The sequence below is a fragment of the Arthrobacter sunyaminii genome, from assembly GCF_018866305.1.
Lineage (GTDB): Bacteria > Actinomycetota > Actinomycetes > Actinomycetales > Micrococcaceae > Arthrobacter_B > Arthrobacter_B sunyaminii.
Genome location: NZ_CP076456.1, coordinates 3,228,650 through 3,252,623 on the forward strand (window position 1 = coordinate 3,228,650; position 23,974 = coordinate 3,252,623).

The following is a 23,974-nucleotide window of genomic DNA, read 5'->3' on the forward strand; positions in this document are numbered from 1 at the left end:
ACCATGCCCACCGAACCGGGAGCTTCCATGGGTGAACAGGCCACTCTCCCCCGTCGCGGGCTGGAAACCGGTCCCGGGGATTCCGTGCCCGCAGACATCAAAGTGGTGGCTGCAGGCGCCATTTGCTGGCGCACCCGGAACGGCGAACTCGAGGTCCTCATGATCCACCGGCCCCGGTACAAGGACTGGTCGTGGCCGAAGGGGAAACTGGATGCCGGCGAGACAACTCCTGAGTGCGCAGTGCGCGAAGTGCAGGAGGAAGCCGGGGTCCGGATCAGGCTGGGCATTCCGCTGCCGGCCACGGTATATCCGGTGGCGTCGGGAATGAAGATCGTCCACTACTGGGCCGCCCGCATCGAGGAGGGAAAGCCCCGGCCGGACGGCAAGGAAGTGGACGGCGTCCGCTGGTGCACTCCGGCGCAGGCCCATGCCGAACTCAGCAATCCTTCGGACCGGCTGCCGCTGCGCATCCTGGAGGAGGCCCATGCCGAAGGCCGGCTCCGGACATGGCCGCTGATCGTGGTGCGCCATGCCAAGGCCAAGCCCCGGTCATCCTGGACCCGGGCTGAAGGGGACCGTCCGCTGGCGGCCACCGGCCTGCGCCAGGCACAGGCCGTGTCGCGGCTGCTGGCCGCATGGCTGCCGGACCGGGTGGTGTCCAGTCCCTGGGTCCGCTGCGTGCAGACTGTGCGTCCCTATGTGAAGGCACGGGCCGTGAAGTTCAAAACCGTCGACGCCATTACCGAGCACAGCGCCAAGCGCAAGCCCGGCAAGGCCCGCAACGCGGTGGAAGCATTGTTCGACAAGGCCAAACCAGTTGCCCTGTGCACGCACCGGCCGGTTTTGCCGCTGACATTCGAGGTTCTGGCAGACCATATGCCGGCCGGCCTGTCCATTGGTTTGCCGGACAAGGATCCGTATCTGGCGCCGGGCGAAGCGATCATCTGCCAGGTCTCCTCCGCCGAGGAGGGGCGCATCGTGTCGCTGGAGCGGTTCCGGGCATTCGACGACTAGGTTTTCCGCCGCGCCGCACCGGATAGCTAAGCCTAACCGTGCTTTTTTGATCCCGGCCACCGCCCTATGGTGGGGCAATGACAACTTTCACCGAACTCCTCGAAGCCCAAATCGGTAACGAATTCAATGCCTCGCAGCAGTACGTGGCCATGGCAGTGTTTTTCGACGGCGAAGACCTCCCGCAGCTGGCCCGGCACTTCTATGCTCAGTCGGTTGAGGAACGCAACCACGCCATGATGCTGGTGCAGTACATGCTGGACCGGGACATGCCCGTGCGGATCCCCGGCGTCGCCGCGGTGCGCAACGACTTTGCCACCGTGGTGGAACCGATCCAGCTGGCTCTGGAGCAGGAGCGCCAGGTCACCCGCCAGATTGAGGCTCTCTTCGCCGCTGCACGTGCAGAGGGCGATGCCCTGGGAGAGCAGTTCATGCTCTGGTTCCTCAAGGAGCAGGTGGAGGAAGTCGCCTCCATGTCCACCCTCCTCACGGTGGCCAAGCGCGCCGACAACCTCTTCGACCTGGAGAATTTCATGGCACGGGAACAGGTTGGCGACGGCGGCGGAAGCGACGCCGGCGCTCCCGAGGCTGCCGGCGGAGCCCTCTGACCGATACATTCCCGGGGACCGGAAGCAACAGGGAGACCAAATGACAGAGACGGCGAAGAAGAACATCCCCCTGCCCGGCGTGCACCGCGGCTGGTATCTGGCCTCCGGGTTCTTGGTGGGCCTGGTGGCAGCCACGGGCTCGCTGGCCTGGTCCACGATCCCGCAGAGCCTGCCCATGCACTGGGACGGCGCCGGGAACGTGGACCGCTATGCGGAGAAGTCCTTCTGGACCGTGTTCACCGGGCCCCTGATTTGCCTCGGACTGCTCCTGTTCCTCTATGCAACCGCCCTGATTATCCGGCGTTTTCCGCTCAACAATTCCGCCCCGTACGGCGTGGACGAGCAGGTGCACCAGCGGGCCGGCATGGACTCAACACTGTATTTTCTGGCACTGAGCGCGTTTGCGTTATCCCTGCTGATTGGCTGGATGACTCTGCGCAGCTGGTTCCTGCCCCCGGAAGCGTCGGATCTCCTGCTCGTACTCCCCACACTGGCTTTCCTGGGTGTGGTGGCCGTGGCCGGGCTGCTCGCCTGGCGACGCTACGGCCGTCTTGTAGCCGCCCTCTCCGCCGAGGACTGAGCTATAGACTAAAGGGGTGACTATCCCAACCCCGTATGAAGACCTGCTCCGCGACGTGATGGCCCACGGAACGCAAAAATCCGACCGCACCGGCACCGGAACCCGCAGTGTCTTTGGCCGCCAGATGCGCTTTGACCTCAGTGATTCCTTCCCGCTGATCACCACCAAGCGGGTGCACTTCAAGTCGGTGGCCCTCGAACTCCTGTGGTTCCTGCGCGGCGATTCCAACGTCCGCTGGCTGCAGGAGCGCGGCGTCAGCATCTGGAACGAGTGGGCGGACGACGACGGCGAACTGGGCCCGGTCTACGGTGTCCAGTGGCGCTCCTGGCCGGCCCCGGACGGCGGACAGATTGACCAGATCGCCAAGGTGGTTGAAAGCATCCGCACCAACCCGGACTCCCGCCGGCACATCGTCACGGCCTGGAACCCGGCCGAAGTGGACAACATGGCCCTGCCGCCGTGCCACGCGATGTTCCAGTTCTACGTGGCCGACGGAAAACTGTCCTGCCAGCTGTACCAGCGCTCGGCCGACCTGTTCCTCGGCGTCCCCTTCAACATTGCCTCCTACGCACTTTTGACGCTCATGGTGGCGCAGCAGACCGGCCTCCAGCCCGGTGAATTTGTCTGGACAGGCGGTGACGTCCATATCTACGACAACCATGTGGACCAGGTCCGCGAACAGCTCAGCCGCGCACCCTTCCCGTATCCGCAGCTGCGCCTGGCCCGGACGCCTGACTCGATCTTCGATTACGTCCTGGAGGATTTTGAGGTCCTGGACTACCGCCACCACCCCGGCATCAAAGCTCCGATTGCAGTCTGAGAGGCGTTCCCTTGAATGAACCCGCCGGCATCCGCTATTTCGCCACAAGCGGTGGAGATGCCTCTCCTGAGGGCATGGACCTGTTGGCGGCATTGTCAGCGGCCAATCCCCTCGGGATGCCGCAGCCGCTGGTAGGCATGATCTGGGCCCAAACCGTGGACGGCGTCATCGGCCGGGACGGAGGAATGCCGTGGCACCTGCCCGAAGACCTGGCACATTTCAAGAGCACCACGGCCGGACACCCGGTCATCATGGGCCGGCGCACCTGGGAGTCCTTTCCCGCCGCCTACCGGCCGCTGCCCGGCCGCACCAATATTGTGGTGAGCTCCAGCGAAACACTGGCGGACGAGATTTCCCCGGCCGGCGCCGTCGTGGTTCCCACGCTGGAACAGGCACTGGACACCGCCCGGCACAGCCCCGGCGGCAGCGAACAGATCTGGATTGTCGGCGGTGCCCGGATGTACGAGGCAGCTGCTCCCCTGGCGGACGCCGCCGTAGTGACGGTCATTGATGCGAGCACCGAGGGCGACACCTACGCGCCGCATCTCGGCCCCGACTGGGGGTTCACGGCGGTGAGCCCCGCCGAAGGCTGGCACACGGGAACCAACGGCACCTGCTACCGGATAGCCCTCTGGTCCCGGGTCCGGGATACGGACAGCGGCGTCACCAAGCACTACGGCAGCGCGGCCCTGCCCTAAACTGAAACCATGACTTTCGCAGCTACCCCTGTACCCACCGCGGGCTTCATCGGCTGGCGGGGCATGGTCGGTTCCGTCCTCATGCAGCGCATGCAGGATGAAGGCGACTTTGACCTGATCAACCCCGTGTTCTTCTCCACCTCCAACGCCGGGGGCGCCGCGCCGTCCTTCGCTTCGGGTGCAGGAGAGCTCCAGAATGCCTACGACATTGAGACGCTGGCCAAACTGCCGATCATCGTCACTGCCCAGGGCGGCGGTTACACCTCGGAGGTCTATCCCAAACTGCGCGACGCCGGCTGGAACGGGCTATGGATCGACGCCGCGTCCACACTGCGGATGGAGCAGGACTCCATCATCGTCCTGGACCCGGTGAACCGGGACGTCATCGACGCCGGGCTGGCCCACGGGGTGAAGAATTTCGTGGGCGGCAACTGCACCGTCTCCTGCATGCTCATGGGGCTGGGCGGATTGTTCCGCAACGGCCTGGTGGAATGGGGCACCTCCATGACCTATCAGGCTGCCTCCGGCGGCGGTGCCCGGCACATGCGTGAGCTGCTCAATCAGTTCGGCTCCCTGAACTCCGTGGTTGCGGACCAGCTTGCAGACCCGGCCTCCGCCATCCTGGACATCGACCGTGCGGTGCTGGCCCAGCAGAAGAACCCCGCCATGGACTCCTCACAGTTCGGCGTGCCGCTGGCCGGTTCGGTGATCCCCTGGATCGACGCAGACCTGGGCAACGGGCAGTCCAGGGAAGAGTGGAAAGCCGGTGCCGAAACCAACAAGATCCTGGGCCGGGACACGGCCGGACGAATTCCGTTTGACGGTCTCTGCGTCCGCATCGGCGCCATGCGCTCACATTCACAGGCGCTGACCCTCAAACTCACCGAAGACCTTACAGTGGCGGAGATTGAGCGGATCATCGACGCCGACAACGAGTGGGCCAAGGTGGTGCCCAACACCAAGGAAGCCTCCATGGCGGAGCTGACCCCGGTGGCCGTCAGCGGAACCCTGGACATTCCGGTGGGCCGGATCCGGAAACTGGAAATGGGTCCGGAGTACATCAGCGCCTTCACCATCGGCGACCAGCTGCTCTGGGGCGCAGCCGAACCGCTGCGGCGTATGCTGCGGATTGCCACCGGCAACCTCTAACCCTGCCAGGCCGGTCCGAACCCGGCTGCAGCCAGCGGATCCGTTCCCTGCGGGACGGGTCCGCTTTTGCGTGCGCTGAGTGTCAGTGGCAGGTGGGAAGGTGGCGCTATGGACAAGTTCACCGTGGAAGAAATCCTCCGCACCTTCTTCACCCTCAGCGCCGAGGGCAAACAAACAGCCACCGCAGCGCGGTACGCCAGGGTTCTGGCACAGCTGCGGCTGTACCTGGAAACAGACGGCTGGATATACCTGACCCCGGACCGTGCCGTCCTGCTGGATTTGGAACGGAGCTTCAACCCGGAGCACGCCTTCGCGCGGATCTTCGACGCCGAGGACCTGCTCTATACGCTGCACGGCTTCCTGGACCCGCGGTGGCTGCTGCCCGGACTGCAGGACCGGCGAACCCAGGTGAGCCTGACGTCCCGGCTGGTGCAGTGGCTGTGCAGCCGGGCACTGGTGGACCCGTCGTGGCACGGCGGACAGGTGCGCGAAGTCCTGGCCGCCGCCCAAATCATGCGCCGGAACCGCGGCGGGGCAGCCTGATTACAGCGAGCAGTTGATGAGCAGCGGCTCCGGGTGCAGGCGAAGGCCAAAGGCTTCATCCACGCCGTCTGCCACGGCCCGCGCCACAGCCAACAGGTCCTCGGCCGAGGCGTTGCCGCGGTTGGTTACTGCAAGGGTGTGCTTGGTGGACAGGGAAGCCCGGCCGCCGGCCAGTTCGGCCCCCTGGCCGGTCTCCGGCAGGCCGAAGCCCTTGGGGAAACCGGAACGGTCAATGAGCCAGGCGGCGCTGAGCTTGACCATTCCGGGCTGTTCCACCGGGTAGCGCGGCGCCTCGGGCGGCAGATGCGCGGCCTCTTCCTCGGAAACCACCGGGTTCGTGAAGAAGGAGCCGGTGCTCCAGGTGTCCGGATCCTCGGGGTCAAGCACCATGCCCTTGCCGGCGCGCAGCCGCAGCACCTCGCGGCGGACGTCTTCGGCAGCGGCCCGCTCCCCCGCCTCCACACCGAGTGCCCGGGCCAGCTCGGCGTAGCGCACGGGCGCACTTTCCATGCCCCGGGTCAGGCCAAAGTCCACGGTCAGGACCACGTACCGCGGTGAACCGTTCACCGTGGCGCGTTTCAGCACCGAGTCCCGGTACCCGAACTGCAGCTCTTCATTGGTGAACTGCACCACGGTACGGGTTTCCCGGTCCCAGGCGCGGACGCCGGTAATGCTGTGCGAAACATCCGCACCGTAGGCTCCCACATTCTGCACCGGCGTCGCACCGGCCAGGCCCGGAATGCCGGAGAGCGCCTCGAGGCCGGAGCAGCCCCGGCGCAGGGTTTCCGCCACCAGCTCATCCCAGGGGTGACCGGCCTGCGCACGGACGGTGACCGTGTTTTTGTCCTCGGTGAATTCCAAGCCGCGGGTGGCAACGTGGACCACCGCGCCGTCGAACCCGGCGTCGGAGATCAGCAGATTGGAACCGCCGCCCACAATCAGCAGCGGTTCCTTCGCCTCATCGGCGGCACGGACCGCACCGATGAGTTCGTCCTCGGTTTCAGCGTTGATGTAGCGGCGGGCGGGCCCGCCCACGCGGGAGGTGGTCAGGGAGGCCAGGGGCAAAGAGGTCAGCGCACTCACCAGATCCGTACAACCGCCTGTGCCTTGACCAGCACCTTCTGGCCGTTGAACGTGACGGTGAGGTCCACGCGTGCGGTGGAATTGTCAGCGTCGAGCGCTCCAATTACTCCGGTGACTTCGACGACGGCGCCGGCCTCGCCGTCAACATCCTCCACCGGAACCGGCCGGGTGAAACGCGTCTGGTAGTCGATCACGGCACCCGGATCGCCGATCCAGTCGGTCACCAGCTGCACAGCGGCGCCCATGGTGAACATGCCGTGGGCGATGACGCCGGGCAGGTCCACGCTGCGGGCAAACCGCTCGTTCCAGTGGATGGGGTTGAAGTCTCCGGACGCTCCCGCGTAACGGACCAGATCGGCGCGGGAAATCTCCAGCGTGGCCGAGCCGATTTCCTGTCCGGCGGCGAGTTCGCTTAATGCAATCGACACGGCGTTACTGCCCTTCTCCGCGGACGAGGATGGATGACACGGCAGTGGCGACCTTTTCGCCCTCCGTGGTGGAGATTTCCGAGCGGGTGGTGAGCAGGGCGCCGTCGCCCATGGCCCGGACGGAATCCACGTGAAGTTCTGCAATCAGTTCATCACCGGCGACAATCGGCCGGTGATGCGTGAAGCGCTGGTCTGCGTGGACCACGCGGGTGAAGTCGATGCCGGCCTCCGGGTCGGAGATCAGCTGCGCATCGGCGCGCTGGGCCACGATGACGGCAAAGGTGGGCGGAGCCACCAGGTCCGAGTACCCCAGCTGCGCGGCCTCCGCTACGTCATAGTGCGCGGCATGGCCGGCTTTGACCGAGCGGGCAAACTCACGGATCTTCTCGCGGCCCACTTGATAGGGCTCACTGGCGGGATAGCTGCGCCCCTGCAGTTCGGGATTGATACTCATTTGGTTCCCTTCATCCGGCGCCGGGCGTCCCGGGCTCGAACCACCATACCGCTCAGGTGCAGGCACATGCCCACCACAATCACGGGCGCGGCGATGTACATCAGCAGCGGGGAATCTCCGATCGCACCGAAAACGACCATCAGCACGCCGGCTCCGGAAACCACCAGGGCGGATACAACCAGCTTGCGATACAGGGCGGAACCGGTTTCCCACGGGGTGTTTAGCATGCCCCCAGAATACAGGCGGGGCACCTCCTGCCGCGAAACGGGGGTCCGGGGCCGGGAGCCTTCCTGACGCTAAAAGAGCGCAGTCTGCAGGGCAGGAAGCCGTGCCTGATAGGCGCCGAGGTTCAGCCGGCGGCCCTTCAGCCGGGCCAGATCGGCAAGGAGCGGTGTGTCCGAACCTTCCACCGTCACCAGTGCCGCTGCTCCCACCATGGCTTCAATGACCATGGCGTGCTCGCCGCTGCCCGGATCCAGCGGATAGGCAACAGCCCCGGCCGCGTCCAGCACCACCCGTGCCTGGGCCGGACGCTCCCAGGTTTCAGCCACCACGCTGAATCCGCGGATGCCCGCCCCGGCCAGCAGTTCCCGGACCTTCGCCGCGTGCAGGGAGTTGGTCCGGTCCAGGAATTCCTCCGCCAGCGGCTGCGTCAGGGCAGCGGCCTTGGTGCCGGCACGCACCGCCTGCACCAGTCCCGCTTCAGCTGTGACCAGGTCTTCCAGGATGCGCACCACCCGCCCGTCGTCTGCGCGGGCCACGTAGCGCGCGGCCACCGCGCCCTGTTCCACGAGGCGCAGGCGTTTCCTTCCGGCTGCAGCGGTCCCCACCTTGCTCGTGCCGTCCGCAAAGGTGGCAACGTACAGCCAGTGCGGCTGCTCGAGGTACAGCTGAAGTCCCGGCGACGCGATTCCGGACCGGTGGACGTTATGCACCAGCCGCCAGTCGTCGCGGGCGAAGCAGGGCCCGCACTGATAGCCGCGTTCTGCCGCCGAATGCTCAGGGCAGGGCTGGGCGATGCGGGTGTGCCGGTCCTGCACCTTCACCGACCCCAGGCAGTGCCGCAGCGCGCCGTCCTCGCCGGGAAGAACCCGGTAGGACAGGACGGTCCCGGCGTTGAGCCTCATCTGCAAGGACACGCCAACAGGCGAGCGCAGCGCAAGATACGGACCGTCGTCGTCCCACGAAACTCCGGCGCTCAGATACCGGCCGGGGGCAGTCGTCACGGGTGAATCTCCAGAGAAAAAGGGAACAGGGCGCAAAGCGAAGGGCGGGGAGACGCCTGCGCGTGTCCCCGCCCCATTATCCCGCTTGACCGGTTAGGCGTGCTGTCCCTCGTGCTCGCCCTCGGCAATTTCCTCCAGCAGCTTGTCGTTGAAGGCCGGCAAATCATCCGGGTTGCGGCTGGTCACCAGGCCCTGGTCCACCACCACTTCCTCGTCGCTCCAGTTGGCGCCGGCGTTCTTGAGGTCCGTAGCCAGCGTGTAGTAAGAGGTCAGGTCACGGCCCTTAACGACGCCGGCCTCGATCAGCAGCCACGGTCCGTGGCAGATGGATGCCACCGGCTTGTGCGCTTCGAAGAACGCCCGCGTGAAAGCCTGGGCGTCCTTGTCCACGCGCAGGAAGTCAGCGTTGACCACGCCACCGGGCAGGACCAAGGCATCGAAATCATCGGCGTTGGCCTCAGCCACGGGCAGGTCAACGGTAAACGTCTCGCCCTTGTCCACGCCGTCGAAGCCCTGGACCGTGCCGCTGGACGGTGAGACCAGGGTGGGCACGCCGCCTGCGGCTTTCACGGCCTCCCAGGGGCTGGTGAGCTCGATCTGTTCCACACCGTCAGTGAGGAGAAAAGCGACCTTCTTGCCGGAAATATCATGTTCAGACATGTTGCCTCCGTTTCGCAGACTTCTAGGGGCGGTATGTATCCGCCTGGAACCGAACGATTCCGTTGCCCCCACCCTAGGAAAAACCGGCGACAATAAGCAAGCTGACTAAATGCCCGTTAGCTGGCAGACAGGCCCTCGGCGACTGCGGCAGCAGCTGCCAGCCAGGCCCGCTGGGTGGCAGGGCGCAGTGAACCGTAGCGGATCTGGCCCTTGCGCAGCGCCGCATCGTAGGGAATGGTCACCGTGGCCCGGGCCAGCGGTTCGAAGCCGCGGGCAACGCCGCGGACCTGGGCATCGGTTCCGTTACGGTCCGACTGGCTGACGATGACGACGGCGTTGGTGGCGAGTTCGGCGAACATTCCGCCGCGCTCCTGGAGGGCTTCGAGCAGGAGGGCTCCGGCCTCGGCGTGTTCCTCAACCGTGGTGGTGGCAATGACGAGCTGATCGGTGTGGTGGATCATCCGCAGCCAGCGCTCTGCGCTTTCATCGTTGCCCGAGTCCACCAGGTTGAGCCGGAAGTACTTCGAGGCCACCTCATGCAGGGCGTCGAAGTCCGCCATGGTGATCTTCTGTTCGGAGGCCAGGACGTCGGGCTTGGAGCGCAGGACGTCAAACTTGTCCTCCGTCTGGTGATGCACAAAGCGGGCCAGCAGGGCGGACTGGGCCGACGGGGACAGCAGGTTGCCGGTGTTCGGCAGCAGGTCCATGACGGTGGAGTCATGCGGCCCCTGCTCGGTGCGCCAGCCCAGGGTTCCGCGGGTTTCGTTGTTGTCCCAGGCCAGAACCGGACCCCCGCCGTTGCGGGCGAATACGGCCGCCAGCATGACGGTGGTGGGTGTCTTGTTGGCACCGCCCTTGCCGTTGACCACGGAGATGGTCCTTGGACCGGGCCAATGCTGGCTGACAGCCCGGATGTCACGGCGCTCGGCCTGCTCGGACTCGGACGGGGACATCCGAATCCCCATGCTGCTCAGCAGTCCGCGGAAGCCGCGGGTGGCCGGAATCCGGGCAGTCCGGGTGTCCAGGAAGGAGGCCCGGCGCCGGGCGGTGGCACGCGTTTCCGGTTCCCCGGCGATGACACTGCTCCAGTCCGGCGCAACGGTTTGTTCGGCGGCGAGCCCGGTCTCCGCGGCATACCCGGCTTCGTCCTCCCAAACCAGAGGCGGGTTGTCCTGCCGGAGGGATTCCGCGAAGCCGGCGGGCGGCTGGGCTGGCGGCTGGACAGGTGGCTGGGCAGGCGGAACGGGAGCGGACACCGCCGCGGTGCGGCCCTCGATCCCCCGCCGGCTGCGCCGGCTCATCGCAGGAAGATTGGCTGCTTCCCGCCCCTCAGAGCCTTGGGTGAAATGGTCTTGGGCAGCGGGGTATTCAGGACTGGGCTCGCGCATGTCTTCGTCTTTCGTTCCGGGCTGTGTGGTGGGCTGAACACGGGGTGCGGACAGCTCATATACCGCTGCTGCACCCCCGATTCCGCTCCCCCCGGCGAATGTAAAGGCCTTTCCACCCTACAGAAGGCCCCCGCGGCTCACAGAACCGGGCCGCGTCCGGCCTACTTCCCGCTCACGAAGCCCCCTGCCGCCACGCGTCCCAACAGTTCCGTCAACAGGTCCACTCCGGCCAGCATGTCCGCGTCGCTGGTCAGTTCCTTTTCATTGTGGGAAATCCCTTCAACGCTGGGCACGAAAAGCATGATGGTGGGCACCAGGTCCTTCAGGTTGGTGGAGTCGTGCCCGGCCAGTGTGCGGACTGTTCCGTACGGCAGGCCGAGGGACCGGGCGCAGTCGGCAGCGAGCGCCATGCCGGCCTCGTCGTAGGCCTTGGCGGCCCACACATGCTGGGCTCCCTGTTCGATGCGTACTGAGGCGGACTCCTCAATGGCGGCGATGCGCCGGTGGAGTTCGGCGTCGGCTGCGGCCAGCACATCGGCGTCGGTGCTGCGCACATCCACCAGCAGCTGAACCCGGCTGGCGACCACCACGGGAGAGTTTGGATAGACGGTGAATTCACCGCAGGACGTTATGACGGCGTGTTCCTGGGTGCTGAACCCGTCAGCGATCTCCCGGGCCGCCACCACCAGGGCGCTGGCCCCCAGCAGTGCGTCATGCCGGTCGGCAATTACGGTGGCACCCGTATGGGCCTGTTCGCCGTGGACCGTGAACTCGTACTTGTTGGCACCCCAGGTGGATTCGACGAGGCCGATGGTCAATCCGGCATCTTCCAGCGAGCGCCCCTGCTCAATGTGGATCTCCAGGTATGCGGCCAGGTCCAGCGAGAAATCCCCGATGGTGCCAATGCTCTCCAGTGCTTCCCGCACCGATGTGCCGCGGGGATCGGTGGTCGCCAGGACCTGCTCCGCCGGAAGCTTGCCCGTGAACACCGCGCTGCCCATCATGGACGGCTTGAACCGGCAGCCTTCCTCGTTGAACCAGTTAATTACCGCAATGTTGAACAGCGGCTCGTCACCGCCCGCGGCCAGTTGCTGCTGCAGCCGGATGGCCGCATGCGCCCCGGCGAGGACACCGTAAGCGCCGTCGTACCTGCCGCCCAGGGGCTGGGAATCAAGATGTGAACCCATCGCAATGTACGGCGCCCCGGGAACCAGTTCCAGCAGGGCAAACTGGTTGCCCACTTCGTCATAGCGCACCTCAAACCCGTGTCCCTCGGCCAGCCCGCGGAACCAGTTCCTGGTTTGCCCGTCCGCGGGGGTTCCGGCCTGCCGGTCCACTCCTCCCCCGGCTGTGGCTCCGAAGGTGCTCATGGAGCGGAAATCGGCGAGGAAGGCGTCGGCGTCGCTGCCGCGCAGGGACGGGGACTGGGGTGCGGTGGTGGTCATTGGATAGCTCCTGTTGTTGGGGCCGCCGGTTCGATGCCCGGTGCTGCTCCGGCAAGCCTGTTGTAGGTGAATTCGCCGCCCACAAGGGTGGCGAGGACTTGGAGGGCTGAAATGTCCGGCGCATCCAGCGGTGAACCGGAGAGCACCGCAAAGTCCGCGAGCTTTCCACGGCGCAGGGTGCCTTTGTCCGCGGCCGTGCCGGTGGCCTGGGCCGCCCAGTCGGTATAGGTGCGCAGCGCTTCCTCGGGGGTCAGGCCTTCGCCGGCACCGCCCAGGATTTTTCCCTTTTCGGTTTTCCGGTCCACGCAGGACTGCAGGGCACGCAGGACGTTGTTGTCCGCCACCGGCAGATCCGAGCTGCCCGCCACCAGGATTCCCGCGTCAACCAGGGACCGCCCGCGGTACAGCCAGCCCTCGCGCTCCGGCCCCACCATGGCGGCGAACTGGTCCCCGAGGGGACCAATGAACGCTGCCTGCGGGGTAACGGCAATGCCTGCGGCGGCGACGGCGGCCAACTGGTCAGGGCGGGCGATGCCAAAGTGTTCAATCCGGTTGGGCAGGGCGTTGCGGCCGTAGCGTTCCTGGCACGCAACAATGATTTCGGTCGCCAGGTCGATTGCTGCATCCCCAATCGCGTGCAGGGCGATAGGCCAGCCGGCCCGGTAGGCGGCGTCGACGCGTTCGCGGTAGACATCGGGATCATCAAGCAGGTACCCGGTGTTGTGCGGATGTCCGCAGTAGTCTTCGGTGACCGCCGCCGTCGCGCCCAGCAGCGAGCCGTCCATGAACACCTTGACCGGACCAAGGGATAACCGCTCATCGCCAAAACCGGCCACCACCCCCAGGTCCAGCCCGCGGCCGGCTCCGGTGCCGTGCATGTCGGTTTCATTGGCCTGCAGCGGCTGCAGGGAATCCAGTGCCGGCATCAGCTGAGCTCTGGCATGCAAACGTCCCGCGGCGGCCGCCTGCTGATACGCCGAAACTTCCACCGGACTGTGGCCGATCCAGCCGCCGCCCACGCCGGCTTCGGTGAAACTGGTGATGCCGACGGCGGCGTAGCGGGCGGTGGCTGCGTCCAGGGCTTTAACGATTTGTGTCACCGGATAGGGCAGCAGCAGGCCCTGCAGCAGCTGCTGGGCTGCTTCCTCCACGATTCCGTTGGGTGATCCGTCCTCTGCCCTGCGGACGGCGCCGCCGGTGGGATCCGCGAACCCCGGTTCAAAGACGCCCGCCAGCTGCAGCGTGGCGGTGTTGGTAATGGACAGGTGCCCGGAGACATGGCGCAGATACAGCGGCCGGCCGCCGGTGATCCGGTCCAGCCGGTCGATGTCGGGAAAGGCCCCGCCGTGATGCTTGTGATTGAACCCCGTTCCGTTGATCCAGGCCCCGGGTGTGTCCGCCAGCCGCTGCACTTCGTTTTCCAGCAAGGCGTACAGCTCGTCGAGGCCGCGGGCCTGCTCCAGATCGATGGCGTCCAGCCCCAGGCCCCACCAGGTGGTGTGGCAGTGTGCATCGATAAAACCGGGCACCACGGTGGCACCGTCAAGGTCGATGCTCCGTTCGGCGGTGCATCCCTCCAGCTCCTCGTCAAAGCCGGCAATCCGGCCGTTGAGCACCCCCACTGAACGGGCAGCGGGCCGCTCCTCCTCCAAGGTGACGATGTTCCCGCCGTGCAGGATGAGGTCAAGTTTCATCGGATTCCTTCCAGCGCCGCCGGTTCCGCACTGCGGCCGGGGACTGAGGCTGTGTCTCGTGCGAGGGTGTTGGCCGTGGCGGGAGCCATGGTGTCCGGATCTGTCAGCACATGCAGCAGCGCCAGGCGCCCGCTGTCCAGGGCCCGGTCCAGTGCCGGGCCGAACGCAGCGGTGTTCTCCACCCGCTCTCCGTGTCCGCCGAAGCTGCGGATCCAGCCGGCAAAGTCCGGGTTGGCAAGCGCTGTGCCGGAGGGCCGCTCCGGATATTTTTGGCGCTGATGTGCCACGATCGTGCCGTAGCCGCCGTTGTCCACCACAATCACCAGCGGGGCTGCGCCCTGTGCTGCGGCGACGGCCAGTTCCTGGGCGTTCATGAAGAAGTCACCGTCACCGCAAACGGCAACCACCGGGCGTTCGGGGTGGATCAGCGATGCAGCCACCGCGGCAGGCACTGCCAATCCCATGGCACCGTTGCGCGGGCCCACCAGGGATCCCGCGCCGTGGTGACTGAGGTAGCGGGCGCCCCAGATGGTGGCGTTCCCGGCTCCGTAAGTCAGGATCCGGTTCTCCGGCAGCCGCCCTTCCAGGAGGCCAAAGGCCACTGCCAGGTCGACGCCGGAGCCTCCGTCCGGCCGCGGTACGGCGTACCGCCGCTGATCAGCGGCGAGTGCTTCCATCCACGCACCGTCCCGATCTCCGCGGGCCGCCAAAGGATCCGGCAGGGACCGGGTGAAAGCCGCGGGGGTCACGGTCAGATGCAGGTCGATGCGTCCGTCGTGGCCTGCTGCATCGGGATCGGGCAGCACCAGGACGGTTGGTGTTCCCGCCCCGCGCGTGTAGCCGTCGCTGAGGACGTCGGTGCGCGCACAGCCAACAAAGAGCAGCAGGTCCGCCTCGTCCAGCCGTGCCGCCAGGGTGTCGGCCCGCCCATATCCCAGCCACCCGGCCCAGGCCGCAGAAGTGTGCGGCACGGCGTCGTAGGACCGGAAATCCGCAGCCACCGGAACCCGTGCCGAGACTGCCCATGCGGCCAGCTGCCCGCCGTCGTCGGCCGTCCAGCCTTCCCCGCCAACGATCAGCAGCGGACGCTCCGCACGAGCCAGCCGGGTTGTCAGCTCGTCAAGATCCGCTCCACCGGGCTGCGCGGCGGCGATTCTGCGGGGCGGCACGGTCCCCTGTCCGGCCGGACGCACGAGTACGTCCTCGGGCAGCCCGATCACCACCGGCCCGGGCCGTCCGGAGGCGGCCAGGTGCATGGCTTCGGCTACGGTTTGCGCTGCCCGGCGTTCGTCGTCGAGCACCATCACTTTTTTGGCCGTGGTGGAGAACCAACCCTCCAGGCTGAACTCCTGGAAGGCGCCCCGGCCGCGGTCTGCGTGCGGAATCAGTCCGACAAAAAGGACCAGCGCAGTGGCGTCCTGCCAGGCCGTGTGGACCGCGATCATGGCGTTGGCCGCTCCCGGCCCGCGGGTCACCATTGCCACGCCGGGTGCGCCGGTGAGCCGGGACTCCGCGAGCGCCATAAACCCGGCTCCGCCCTCCTGCCGGCAGACCACTGTCCGGATGGCTGAATCATGGAGCCCGTCCAGGACGTCCAGGAAGCTTTCACCGGGGACGGTGTAGATCCGCTTTACGCCGTGCTCTTCCAGCTGGCGGACAATGAGATGGCCTGCTGAGCGCTGTGCCACAAGAAATTCCTTCCGTTTGACCTAGTGCTTGAAGCCGGGAAGGTCCACGCTCATGCGCGGGGCGATGGTTCCGGCGGCCGCAGTGAACAGGCTCAGCACCACCAGCATCGCCGCAGCCGGCCACCAGTGATCGGATGCCGCCGCCACCAGGCCGGTGGCCACCAGCGGAATGAAGCCCGACACCATGCCGGCGGTGTTCTGCGCGAACCCGACGCCCGTGTACCGGGTGCGGGCGGGGAAGAGCCCCGTCAGGATGGTGCCGTTTGCGGCGTACGGGAGGGACAGGGTGGCCACGGCCAGTGTCATCCCCAGGATCACCAGCACCGGCGTGCCGGAGGTGATGAGCAGGAAAGAGGGGATGGCTGCGACGGCGGATCCGAGGCCGCCGTAGAGGATCACCCGGCTGGAGCCGAAGCGCTCGCCGAGCCGCCCGCCCAGGATGAGCACGGGAATTTCCACCGCCGCGGCCACCATGCCGCCCAGCAGCATCAGCTGGGAGGAGTAGCCCAGGATGGACACGCCGTAGTAGACCACGAAGGCGGTCACCAGGTAGAAGCCGCCGACGCCGAGCAATGCAGCGGCCATGCCTACGATGATCTGCTTCCAGGAGTCCTTCAGGGTGGTGCGGATGGGGGTCTTTTCCACCTGCCCGTGTTCAAGCAGCTCCGCAAACACGGGAGATTCCTCCAGCCGGCTGCGGATGTACACGGCAACAAGGAGCATCGGAATGGCGGCAAGGAAGGGAATGCGCCAGCCGAAGCTGTCAAAGTTTTCCTGCGAGAACAGCAGTGTCATCAGGAAGAATCCGCCCGAGGACAGGATGGTTCCGATAGGTGAACCAATCTGCGGGAACGCGGCGTACCGGGCACGGCGCTCCAGCGGTGCGTTTTCCACCACGATGGTCATGGCTCCGGACCATTCCCCGCCCACGAACAGGCCCTGGGCCACGCGCAGGAGCACCAGGAGGACCGGGGCGGCGATGCCGATGGCCGCGTAGGTGGGCAGCGCACCGATCAGGCCCGTGATGATTCCGATGCCCACGATGGTGATCATGAGCGTCTTGCGCCGGCCGATCCGGTCCCCCATGGCGCCGAAGAACATTCCGCCCAGCGGCCGTGCCAGCAGGCCGACGCCGAACGTCGCGAACGAGGCCAGGGCCGCCGCCGTGGCATTCTCATTGGTGAAGTATTGAACGTTGAAGATCAGCGCTGCAGCGGCGCTGAAGAGGAAAAAGTCGTACCACTCCATGGCGGTGCCGATCAGGGCTCCGACAGAAACCTTCATGGCCTCTTTGTCGGTGAGAGTCCGGGTTGCCCCGGCCTCGAGGTTCAGTGGTTGTGTCATGCCTGCCTCCGCAGCTGCTGGTGCCAAACCGTTCAAACGGTCGTTCTGGACGGGAACGAAGCACCAGCATCTCAGGGCGCTCCGTATGACGCGTGCAACAAATTCAGTGGATTACGCCCCGTAAGATGTGCAAAAGCACAAAAACAGGGCGGTTTATCAAGTGGTAATCATGCAGAAACACGGATTTAACATAGAGGACTCCTCAGCACGGTGGACCGCACTCCTGGACGGGCTCAGCGTGGAGCGGCTGACTGCGCTGTTCCTGGAGCGGGTACTGCAGCTGAATGACTACCACGACGGCGCGTTGCCGGCCAGCGAGATCCGCCGCACCGCCACCGTGTCCTTCGGCGCACTGATTGAAAGCCTGCGTCCTCGGGATGACAGCCCGCGCCTGGTGGCGGAGCGCCACGACATTGCCCTGGATGTGGGGGTCTCACGCGCCCGGGCAGGTGTTCCGGTGGAGTCGCTGATGACGGCGATACGCCTGGATTTCACCATCCTGTGGAGCGAGCTGATGAACCTGGCTGATGCCGCGGATGCCGAACTGCTGGTCCGGCGGGCCGAGACTGTCTGGGAAGTGGTGGATTCCTATGCCTCCCAGGCCCAGGCCGCATACATTCTGGAGCGCCAGCGAATGGCACAGGAGGCAACGTCGCTGCGGCAGGGCTATGTTGCGGCGCTCTTCGGGCCGGTCAGTGCGCCGCCGGAAATGCTCGCCCGCATTGCCCGGGGCCTCGGGGTGGGCGACGACGCAATCCTGATGGTGGCGGCAGCCGCCGCGGACAACACCGCCGCCCTCCATCTGGCTGTGGCAGCGGCTTCACGGCGCGGCGCTGACCTGTTCACGCATCCCCTGCCGGACGGGCTGGTGGTGTTTTGGGTGTGCGACGAGCGGAGCGGAAGCGCCGTCCGGGACGCCGCCGAGCAGGTCCGCGGCATTCCGTGCGGTCTGGTGGAACGCGTACACGGGCTGGCCGGCCTGAGGCTGGCCGCGCAGACGGCCCGGGCATTGGCGGCGCTGGCCGGCCCCGGCGACCGGGGAGCCCTGACCATGCGCAACGCGTGGGCCCGCCTCGCGCGGCACCGGCTGGCGGAGACCGGCATTCCCATGGTCCCGGATGTGGACGCGGCCCTGCAGGGCTGCGGCCCGGTGGAGCGGGAGCGGCTGCAGGAGGCCGTGAGCACCTACTTGGCGACCGGCAGCATCGCCCGGTCTGCGGAGCAGTTGTTCTGCCACCGGAATACCCTGATGAACCGGCTGCGCCGCTTCACCGAGCTCACCGGCATTGATGTGATGGTGCCGGAGCAGGCGGCGCGCCTGGTGGTGGCCTGGTCCTAGGATCCTAGGATCCTAGGATGCATTGACCGGGCCCGCCGCCGCTCCGTCCCCGTTTAGCGCCGGCGCCGCGCGGCCAGGCGTTCCAGCAGATCCTCCTCTGCATGTTCCCCGGGGGCGATCCCGCCGGGAATGCGCAGCAGGAAGAAGAGTCCCAGCGTCCACCACAGGCCAAAGAGCAGCCACGGGACGGCACCCAGCGCGGCCGGCATGCCGGGCAGGTACAGCGAGAGCAGTCCCAGGCACAGCACCACCGCGGCGATGCCGATCAGCTGACCGCCGTTGCCCTTGCCGCCGATACGCAGCGGGCGGTCCATCTTCGGTTCGCGGCGGCGCAGGAGGACAAACACCAGCGAAACCATCGCATAGGCAATCACAATGCTCGGTGACCCTGAATCAACCAGCCAGCCCAGCATGTTCTGCCCGAAGAACGGCGCCAGGACGGACAGTGCCCCGATGAACAGCAGCGCATTGACCGGGGTGCGGTACTTGGGGTGCAGCTTGCCGAACCAGGCCGGCAGCATCCCCGCGCGCGCCATCGAATACATCAGCCGTGAGGCACCCAGCAGCAGGGAGTTCCACGAGGTCAGGATGCCCGCGATTCCGCCCGCGATGAGGATCTTGGCCATGATGTCGGAGCCAAACAGTTTGCCCATGGCGTCCGCCGTCGCAATGTCGGTGCCGGCGAGCTCCTGCGCGTTCATGGCGGAGGAGGTGGTGAGGATGGTGCCCACGTACCAGATGGTGGCCAGCGCGACGGCGATGACCACCAGGCGGCCGATCTGCCGTGCGGGGATGTGGGTTTCCTCCGCGGACTGCGGAATGACGTCAAAGCCCACGAACATGAACGGAACCACCACCAGCACCGCGAAGAAGCCGCCCATCCCGCCCGTGAAGAAGGGCTCCATGTTGGCTGTCGATCCGCCGGTGAAGGAGCCAAAGACCAGCATCAGTCCGACAACGATCAGCAGCAGAACTACAAAGGTCTGCGCCACGCCGGCGTGCCTGACACCCAGAATATTCACTGCCGTAATGACGACGGCGGCCACCGCGCCCACCAGCGCCCAAGTCAGGTGCACGTGGTCCCCGGCAATCTCCCACAGCGGAACCGCGTTGAGGTTGGGGAACAGATAGGTGGCGGTCCGTGGCAGGGCCACGGCCTCAAAGGCCACAATGGTGATGTACCCGCCGGTAATCCCCCAGGATCCGATGAAGGACCACCGCGGTCCCATTCCGCGCAGCAGGTAGTTGTGCTCGCCGCCTGCCTTGGGCATGGCTGCCACGAGTTCGGCGTAGGTCAGGCCAACCACCGCCATGATCAGGCCGCCGGTGACCATGGCCAGGACCGCGCCCATGGTGCCGGCCGAGGTGATCCAGTCGCCGGTCAGGACCACCCAGCCGAAGCCGATCATGGCTCCGAAACCCAGGGCTAGAACGTCCCAGTTACCGAGGACCTTGAGGAGGGACGGCTCTGCGTCCCGCGTGGACTTCACTTCTGTTCTGCCCATTGATCTACCTATTCTGTGATTACCTCGGGTGGGTGTTGCGGTCAGGTGGTGATGCGGTGCCCGGCGCCGAACTGTCAGCCCGGATTTCCCCCGCGCAGATAGACGGTGGTGGTGTGGCTGAAGAATTCCTTCGCCGCGCCGCCCTGTTCCTTCGGTCCGTACCCGGATTTCCGTGCACCGCCGAAAGGCACGTGCGGATCGGCGCCTGCGGATTCCGAATTCACGTGCAGGATGCCAACGTCAAGGCTGTCCACGGCATCAAGCACGCGGGTGACATCCTGGGTAAAGACGGCGGCGCTGAGCCCGAATTCACTCTGGTTGGCCAGTTCAAAAGCCTGTCCGGCATCAGCAGCGCGGCGCACGCTCAGCACGGGGCCAAAGAACTCTTCCCGCCAAGCAGTGTTGGCTGCCCCGGCCGCCGGATCGCCCGGCAGTTCCAGCACCGTCGGCGGAAGGAAGAACCCGCCGTCCGGATCGGCGCGGCCCGGAGCCTTGCCCTGATAGGCAAGTTCCGCTCCTTCGGCCAGGGCCGCCTCCACCCCGGCGCTCACGCTGTCCGCAGCCGCTCCGTTAATCAGCGGCCCCATGTGGACTCCGTCGTCGGCGGGGTCCCCGGTCACCCAGGCATCAAGGCGGGCGCGGAGCCGGTCCAGGAAATAATCGGCCACCGCCCCGTCCACGATGAGGCGTGAGGTCGCAGTACATTTCTGGCCGGTGGAACGGAACGCTCCCAGCAGGACCTGCTCGGCTGCGAGATCCAGATCCGCATCCCGGAGCACGACGGCCGCGTTCTTGCCGCCCATCTCCGCCTGCACCGGAACGCCGCGCGCGGCACCGGCTGCGGCGAGGCGCCGTCCGATGCCGGTTGATCCGGTGAAGGTGAGACCGTCCAGCCGCGGGTGTTCCACCAGGGCGCTGCCCAGGCTCCCCGGTCCAATGACCAGGTTGAGCACACCCGCGGGGAGCCCCGCTTCCGCCAGGGCACCGGCCAGCCGCAACGCCAGCAACGGCACGGTGCTGGCGGGTTTCCACACCACCGTGTTGCCGTACGCCAGCGCCGGGGCGATCTTCCAGGCCGGGATAGCGATCGGAAAGTTGAAGGGTGTCACCACACCCACCACACCCAGCGGCTTGCGGACCACCAGGATCCGTTCGCCCCGGCGAGGGGAGGAGAAAACCTCCCCGGCGGACCGGTCCCCTTCGTTGCCGTAGTACCGAAGGATCTGTGCTGCGCGGAGCACTTCGCCCTGTGCCTCGGCTCGGGTTTTCCCTTCCTCCCGCGCCAGTTCCAGGCCGAGGCGCTCCTGGTCCCGTTCCAGGATGCCGGCGGCCCGGAGCAGGATTGCCCCGCGCTCATGCATCGGAGTACCGGCCCAGGCACGCGCCGCCGCCGACGCAGCGGCCACCGCACGATCCAGCTGCTCTGTGGAGGCCTGAGGGCCGTGAGCCACTGTTTCGCCGGGCCGGGCCGGGTTGACCGAAGTCAGGACGGAACCGGTGCCTTCTTCCCATGTTCCGTTGATGTAGTGCCGCAGTGCGGCGGCTGGTGCAGAGTGCGTCAAGGGAGCTCCTGGTGTGGGACGGCGGTGAGGCTGCGGACGGGATTCGCGGGCGGTTAGCGGAAGGCGGGGATGCCGGTGAGTTTCTGCCCCAGGATGAGGGTGTGCACTTCGTCGGTGCCCTCGTATGTGCGCACCGACTCCAGGTTGTTGGCGTGGCGCAGCGGTGAGTATTCCAAGGTGATGCCGTTGCCGCCGAGGATGGTCCTGGCTTCGCGGGCAATCGCAATGGCTTCGCGCACGTTGTTGAGCTTGCCCACTGAGATCTGGTGCGGCTGCAGGGTTCCGGCGTCCTTCAGCCGTCCCAGATGCAGGGCCAGCAGGAATCCCTTGTTGATTTCCAGGGCCATGTCCACCAGCTTCTGCTGGGTCAGCTGGTAACCGGCCAGCGGCCTGTCGAACTGCAGCCGCTCCTTGGAATAGGCCAGGGCGGTTTCGAAGGAATCGCGGGCGGCGCCCATGGAGCCCCAGATGATGCCGTAGCGGGCTTCATTCAGGCAGGAGAAGGGGCCGCGCAGTCCCTTGGCGCCGGGCAGGACTGCATCAGAAGGCAGGCGGAGGTCGGTCAGTTCAATCTCGCATTGGATGGAGGCACGCATCGAGAGCTTCGGTTCAATCGGCGTGGCGGCAAAGCCCGGCGTGTCAGTGGGCACAACGAAGCCGCGGACGCCGTCGTCGGTCTGCGCCCAGATGACGGCGACGGCGGCAACGTTGGCCAGTCCGATCCAGCGCTTGGTGCCGTTGAGCACCCAGTCGTCCCCGTCCCGGCGAGCGAAAGTCTTCATGGATGAGGGATCGGATCCGGCTGTCGGTTCGGTGAGCCCAAAGCAGCCAATGAGTTCGCCGGCTGCCATTCCCGGCAGCCACTGGGTTTTCTGCTCCTCCGAGCCCCATTTGGCGATGGCGCTCATCGCCAGTGACCCCTGCACGGAAACGAAGGTCCGCAGTCCGGAATCGCCGGCTTCCAGCTCTGCTCCGGCCAGCCCGTATTCGACCGCGGAACCGCCTGCGCAGCCGTAGCCGTGCAGGTGCATGCCCAGAAGACCGAGTTTGCCCATTTCCGGAACAATTTCGAGCGGGAAATGGGCGTCCTCGTACCAGCGCGCAATGTTCGGGCGGATCTGATCATTGACGAAACCGCGCACCCGTGCGCGCAGCTCCAGCTCCGCCGGGGTGAGCAGGGAGTCGAAGTTAATGAGGTCTGCGGGTTCCAAGGCTGCTTCGCCGGGTTCCTGGGCGGCAAGGGCGGTCATGATGCTCCATCTCTGTAGGGCGTTGCGGTTGTGCTGTGGGGCCGGCCCCTATCAGCGGGGCGGGTGTGTCAGGAAATGCTGGCTGCGGGTGCGGCGGAGGATGCCGCCTGAAGGATGGCCGTGCGGAGAACATCCAGCCCGTCGCGCAGCAGTTCGTCGCCAATGACCAGCGGCGGCAGAAGGCGGATGACGTTTCCGTAGGTACCGCAGGTCAGGGTCAGGACACCTTGGGCGTGGCAACCTGCGGAAACAGCTGCGGCCAGGTCCGGCCGGGGCTGCAGGGTGTGGGGATCGGCAAACTCCAGGGCCAGCATGGCTCCCCGGCCGCGGAACTGGGCCACGACGCCGATCTCCTCCACCAGCGGTTCCAGCAGCTCACGGGCTGCAGCTTCAATGGACCGGGCGTTGGCCAGCAGGGTGCCGTCTTCGAATTCCTCAAAGACTGCCAGTGCGGCCTCGCAGGCCAGCGGGTTGCCGGCATAGGTGCCGCCGAGTCCACCCGTATGCACGGCGTTCAAAAGCTCCGTCCGTCCGGTGACGGCGGACAGCGGCAGGCCCCCGGCCAGTGCCTTGGCGCTGAGGGTGATGTCGCCGGCCACGCCCTCGTACTCGCTGGCATACAGCGTGCCGGTGCGGCCCATGCCGGCCTGGATTTCATCCATGACCAGGACAATCCCGTGCCGGTCGGCGATCTTCCGCAGTCCGGCCAGGAAACCGGGCGCCGGAACAATGAACCCGCCCTCGCCCTGGATCGGCTCGATGACCATGGCAGCGAAGGTTTCCGGGCCGCTTTCTGCCAGCGTCTGCTCAACGGAGGCCAGTGCAGCTGCGGCGTTCCCTGCCTCGGCACCGGTTGAAGGGCGCAGGGGGTTGGCCGAGGCTGCCCGGATAACCTCGCCGGGCAGAGGACCGAAGTTGAGCCGGTACGGGTTTACCTTGGCGGTCATGGCCATGGTGAGCAGGCTGCGCCCGTGGTAGGCCTCGTCGAAAACCAGCACGTTAGGCCGGCCGGTTGCCGCGCGGGCTATCTTGACGGCGTTTTCCACGGCTTCGGCGCCGGTGGAAAACAGGGCGGTGCGCTTGTCGAAATCGCCGGGGGTGTGTTCATTGAGCCAGCGGCATACCTGGGTGAACGAGTCATATTCGGTAACCATGAAACAGGTGTGGGTGAACTTTTCCAGCTGCGCAGCCACCCGCTGCCGGACCCGCCGATTGGCGGCACCCACACTGGTCACCGCAATTCCGGAGGCAAAGTCGATGAACCGGTTGCCGTCCACGTCCTGGAGGATCCCGCCGTCGGCCCGGTCAATGAACACGGGCAATGTGACGCCGAAGCCGGCGCTGACGTGGGCCGTGCGCTCCTGGTGCAGCGCCCGGGAACGGGGGCCCGGCACGTCGGTTGCCAAGTGCCTGGTCTGGGGAAGGGTTGCGGCTGCGGATTCAAAAGATGTCTCGGTCATGCGCACACGCTACGGAGCAATGCGACGTGCGTCATTGAA

General features: G+C 66.4%; 23 protein-coding genes. 8 read left to right on the forward strand and 15 right to left on the reverse strand.

Annotated features, from left to right (window positions below):
- The first annotated feature begins 3 nt into the window (after positions 1-3).
- From KG104_RS14585 to KG104_RS14615, 7 genes are all read left to right on the forward strand, one after another.
- Positions 4-1,014 carry an NUDIX hydrolase gene (locus KG104_RS14585; RefSeq protein WP_237685631.1) on the forward strand — a complete coding sequence of 337 codons (1,011 nt, stop codon included), beginning with the start codon at positions 4-6 and terminating at the stop codon, positions 1,012-1,014.
- A 77-nt stretch (positions 1,015-1,091) separates the two neighbouring features.
- Positions 1,092-1,619 carry a ferritin gene (locus KG104_RS14590; RefSeq protein ID WP_104052788.1) on the forward strand — a complete coding sequence of 176 codons (528 nt, stop codon included), beginning with the start codon at positions 1,092-1,094 and terminating at the stop codon, positions 1,617-1,619.
- Between the two features lie 40 nt (positions 1,620-1,659).
- Complete coding sequence (locus tag KG104_RS14595; RefSeq protein ID WP_104052790.1) at positions 1,660-2,199, forward strand: DUF1648 domain-containing protein; 540 nt, start codon at positions 1,660-1,662, stop codon at positions 2,197-2,199.
- 16 nt (positions 2,200-2,215) lie between these two features.
- Positions 2,216-3,019 carry a thymidylate synthase gene (locus KG104_RS14600; RefSeq protein ID WP_104052792.1) on the forward strand — a complete coding sequence of 268 codons (804 nt, stop codon included), beginning with the start codon at positions 2,216-2,218 and terminating at the stop codon, positions 3,017-3,019.
- Between the two features lie 11 nt (positions 3,020-3,030).
- Positions 3,031-3,717: a dihydrofolate reductase gene (locus tag KG104_RS14605; RefSeq protein ID WP_237687097.1), complete on the forward strand. Its 687-nt coding sequence runs from the start codon at positions 3,031-3,033 to the stop codon at positions 3,715-3,717.
- 9 nt (positions 3,718-3,726) lie between these two features.
- Positions 3,727-4,866 (forward strand): aspartate-semialdehyde dehydrogenase, encoded by a 1,140-nt coding sequence (asd, locus tag KG104_RS14610; protein ID WP_207347868.1) that lies wholly within the window; start codon positions 3,727-3,729, stop codon positions 4,864-4,866.
- Between the two features lie 108 nt (positions 4,867-4,974).
- Positions 4,975-5,409, forward strand: a complete 435-nt coding sequence (locus KG104_RS14615) for a hypothetical protein (protein ID WP_207347867.1) — start codon at positions 4,975-4,977, stop codon at positions 5,407-5,409.
- On the opposite strand, the gene KG104_RS14620 is transcribed toward KG104_RS14615, so the two are convergent.
- From KG104_RS14620 to KG104_RS14670, 11 genes are all read right to left on the reverse strand, one after another.
- A complete protein-coding gene (locus KG104_RS14620) occupies positions 5,410-6,483 on the reverse strand; it encodes a UDP-N-acetylmuramate dehydrogenase (RefSeq protein WP_104053685.1) in 1,074 nt (357 codons plus the stop codon).
- Positions 6,484-6,488: 5 nt separating this feature from the next.
- Positions 6,489-6,920: a MaoC family dehydratase gene (locus tag KG104_RS14625; protein ID WP_104052797.1), complete on the reverse strand. Its 432-nt coding sequence runs from the start codon at positions 6,918-6,920 to the stop codon at positions 6,489-6,491.
- A 4-nt stretch (positions 6,921-6,924) separates the two neighbouring features.
- Positions 6,925-7,374: an FAS1-like dehydratase domain-containing protein gene (locus KG104_RS14630; RefSeq protein WP_104052799.1), complete on the reverse strand. Its 450-nt coding sequence runs from the start codon at positions 7,372-7,374 to the stop codon at positions 6,925-6,927.
- Positions 7,371-7,601 (reverse strand): hypothetical protein, encoded by a 231-nt coding sequence (locus tag KG104_RS14635; protein ID WP_104052801.1) that lies wholly within the window; start codon positions 7,599-7,601, stop codon positions 7,371-7,373. Before KG104_RS14635 ends, KG104_RS14630 begins: the two co-directional genes overlap by 4 nt.
- Positions 7,602-7,670: 69 nt before the next feature.
- Positions 7,671-8,600: a DUF2797 domain-containing protein gene (locus KG104_RS14640; protein ID WP_181032454.1), complete on the reverse strand. Its 930-nt coding sequence runs from the start codon at positions 8,598-8,600 to the stop codon at positions 7,671-7,673.
- Positions 8,601-8,693: 93 nt separating this feature from the next.
- Positions 8,694-9,260: a type 1 glutamine amidotransferase domain-containing protein gene (locus KG104_RS14645; RefSeq protein ID WP_207347866.1), complete on the reverse strand. Its 567-nt coding sequence runs from the start codon at positions 9,258-9,260 to the stop codon at positions 8,694-8,696.
- A 116-nt stretch (positions 9,261-9,376) separates the two neighbouring features.
- Positions 9,377-10,561, reverse strand: coding sequence for a MinD/ParA family ATP-binding protein (locus tag KG104_RS14650; RefSeq protein ID WP_216202326.1), 1,185 nt, complete (start codon positions 10,559-10,561; stop codon positions 9,377-9,379).
- A gap of 248 nt (positions 10,562-10,809) precedes the next feature.
- Positions 10,810-12,093 carry a M20 family metallo-hydrolase gene (locus KG104_RS14655; protein ID WP_207347864.1) on the reverse strand — a complete coding sequence of 428 codons (1,284 nt, stop codon included), beginning with the start codon at positions 12,091-12,093 and terminating at the stop codon, positions 10,810-10,812.
- Entirely contained in the window at positions 12,090-13,787 is a 1,698-nt protein-coding gene (locus KG104_RS14660; protein WP_207347863.1) for an amidohydrolase, read from the reverse strand. Before KG104_RS14660 ends, KG104_RS14655 begins: the two co-directional genes overlap by 4 nt.
- The gene (locus KG104_RS14665) at positions 13,784-15,475 is read right to left on the reverse strand and encodes a thiamine pyrophosphate-dependent enzyme (protein WP_207347862.1); all 1,692 of its coding nucleotides are present in this window, start codon (positions 15,473-15,475) and stop codon (positions 13,784-13,786) included. Before KG104_RS14665 ends, KG104_RS14660 begins: the two co-directional genes overlap by 4 nt.
- A 21-nt stretch (positions 15,476-15,496) precedes the next feature.
- Positions 15,497-16,819, reverse strand: coding sequence for an MFS transporter (locus tag KG104_RS14670; protein ID WP_207347861.1), 1,323 nt, complete (start codon positions 16,817-16,819; stop codon positions 15,497-15,499).
- Between the two features lie 169 nt (positions 16,820-16,988).
- On the opposite strand from KG104_RS14670, the gene KG104_RS14675 reads away from it, so the two are divergent.
- Positions 16,989-18,158, forward strand: coding sequence for a helix-turn-helix domain-containing protein (locus KG104_RS14675; protein WP_207347860.1), 1,170 nt, complete (start codon positions 16,989-16,991; stop codon positions 18,156-18,158).
- 53 nt (positions 18,159-18,211) lie between these two features.
- On the opposite strand, the gene KG104_RS14680 is transcribed toward KG104_RS14675, so the two are convergent.
- The 4 genes from KG104_RS14680 to KG104_RS14695 form a co-directional block, all read right to left on the reverse strand.
- Positions 18,212-19,663 carry an APC family permease gene (locus KG104_RS14680; protein WP_207347859.1) on the reverse strand — a complete coding sequence of 484 codons (1,452 nt, stop codon included), beginning with the start codon at positions 19,661-19,663 and terminating at the stop codon, positions 18,212-18,214.
- 74 nt (positions 19,664-19,737) lie between these two features.
- The gene (locus KG104_RS14685; protein WP_207347858.1) at positions 19,738-21,225 is read right to left on the reverse strand and encodes an aldehyde dehydrogenase family protein; all 1,488 of its coding nucleotides are present in this window, start codon (positions 21,223-21,225) and stop codon (positions 19,738-19,740) included.
- Positions 21,226-21,278: 53 nt separating this feature from the next.
- Positions 21,279-22,475 carry an acyl-CoA dehydrogenase family protein gene (locus tag KG104_RS14690; protein WP_207347857.1) on the reverse strand — a complete coding sequence of 399 codons (1,197 nt, stop codon included), beginning with the start codon at positions 22,473-22,475 and terminating at the stop codon, positions 21,279-21,281.
- Between the two features lie 68 nt (positions 22,476-22,543).
- On the reverse strand, positions 22,544-23,935 hold the full coding sequence (locus KG104_RS14695; RefSeq protein ID WP_207347856.1) for an aminotransferase class III-fold pyridoxal phosphate-dependent enzyme: 1,392 nt from the start codon (positions 23,933-23,935) through the stop codon (positions 22,544-22,546).
- Between the last annotated feature and the right edge of the window lie 39 nt (positions 23,936-23,974).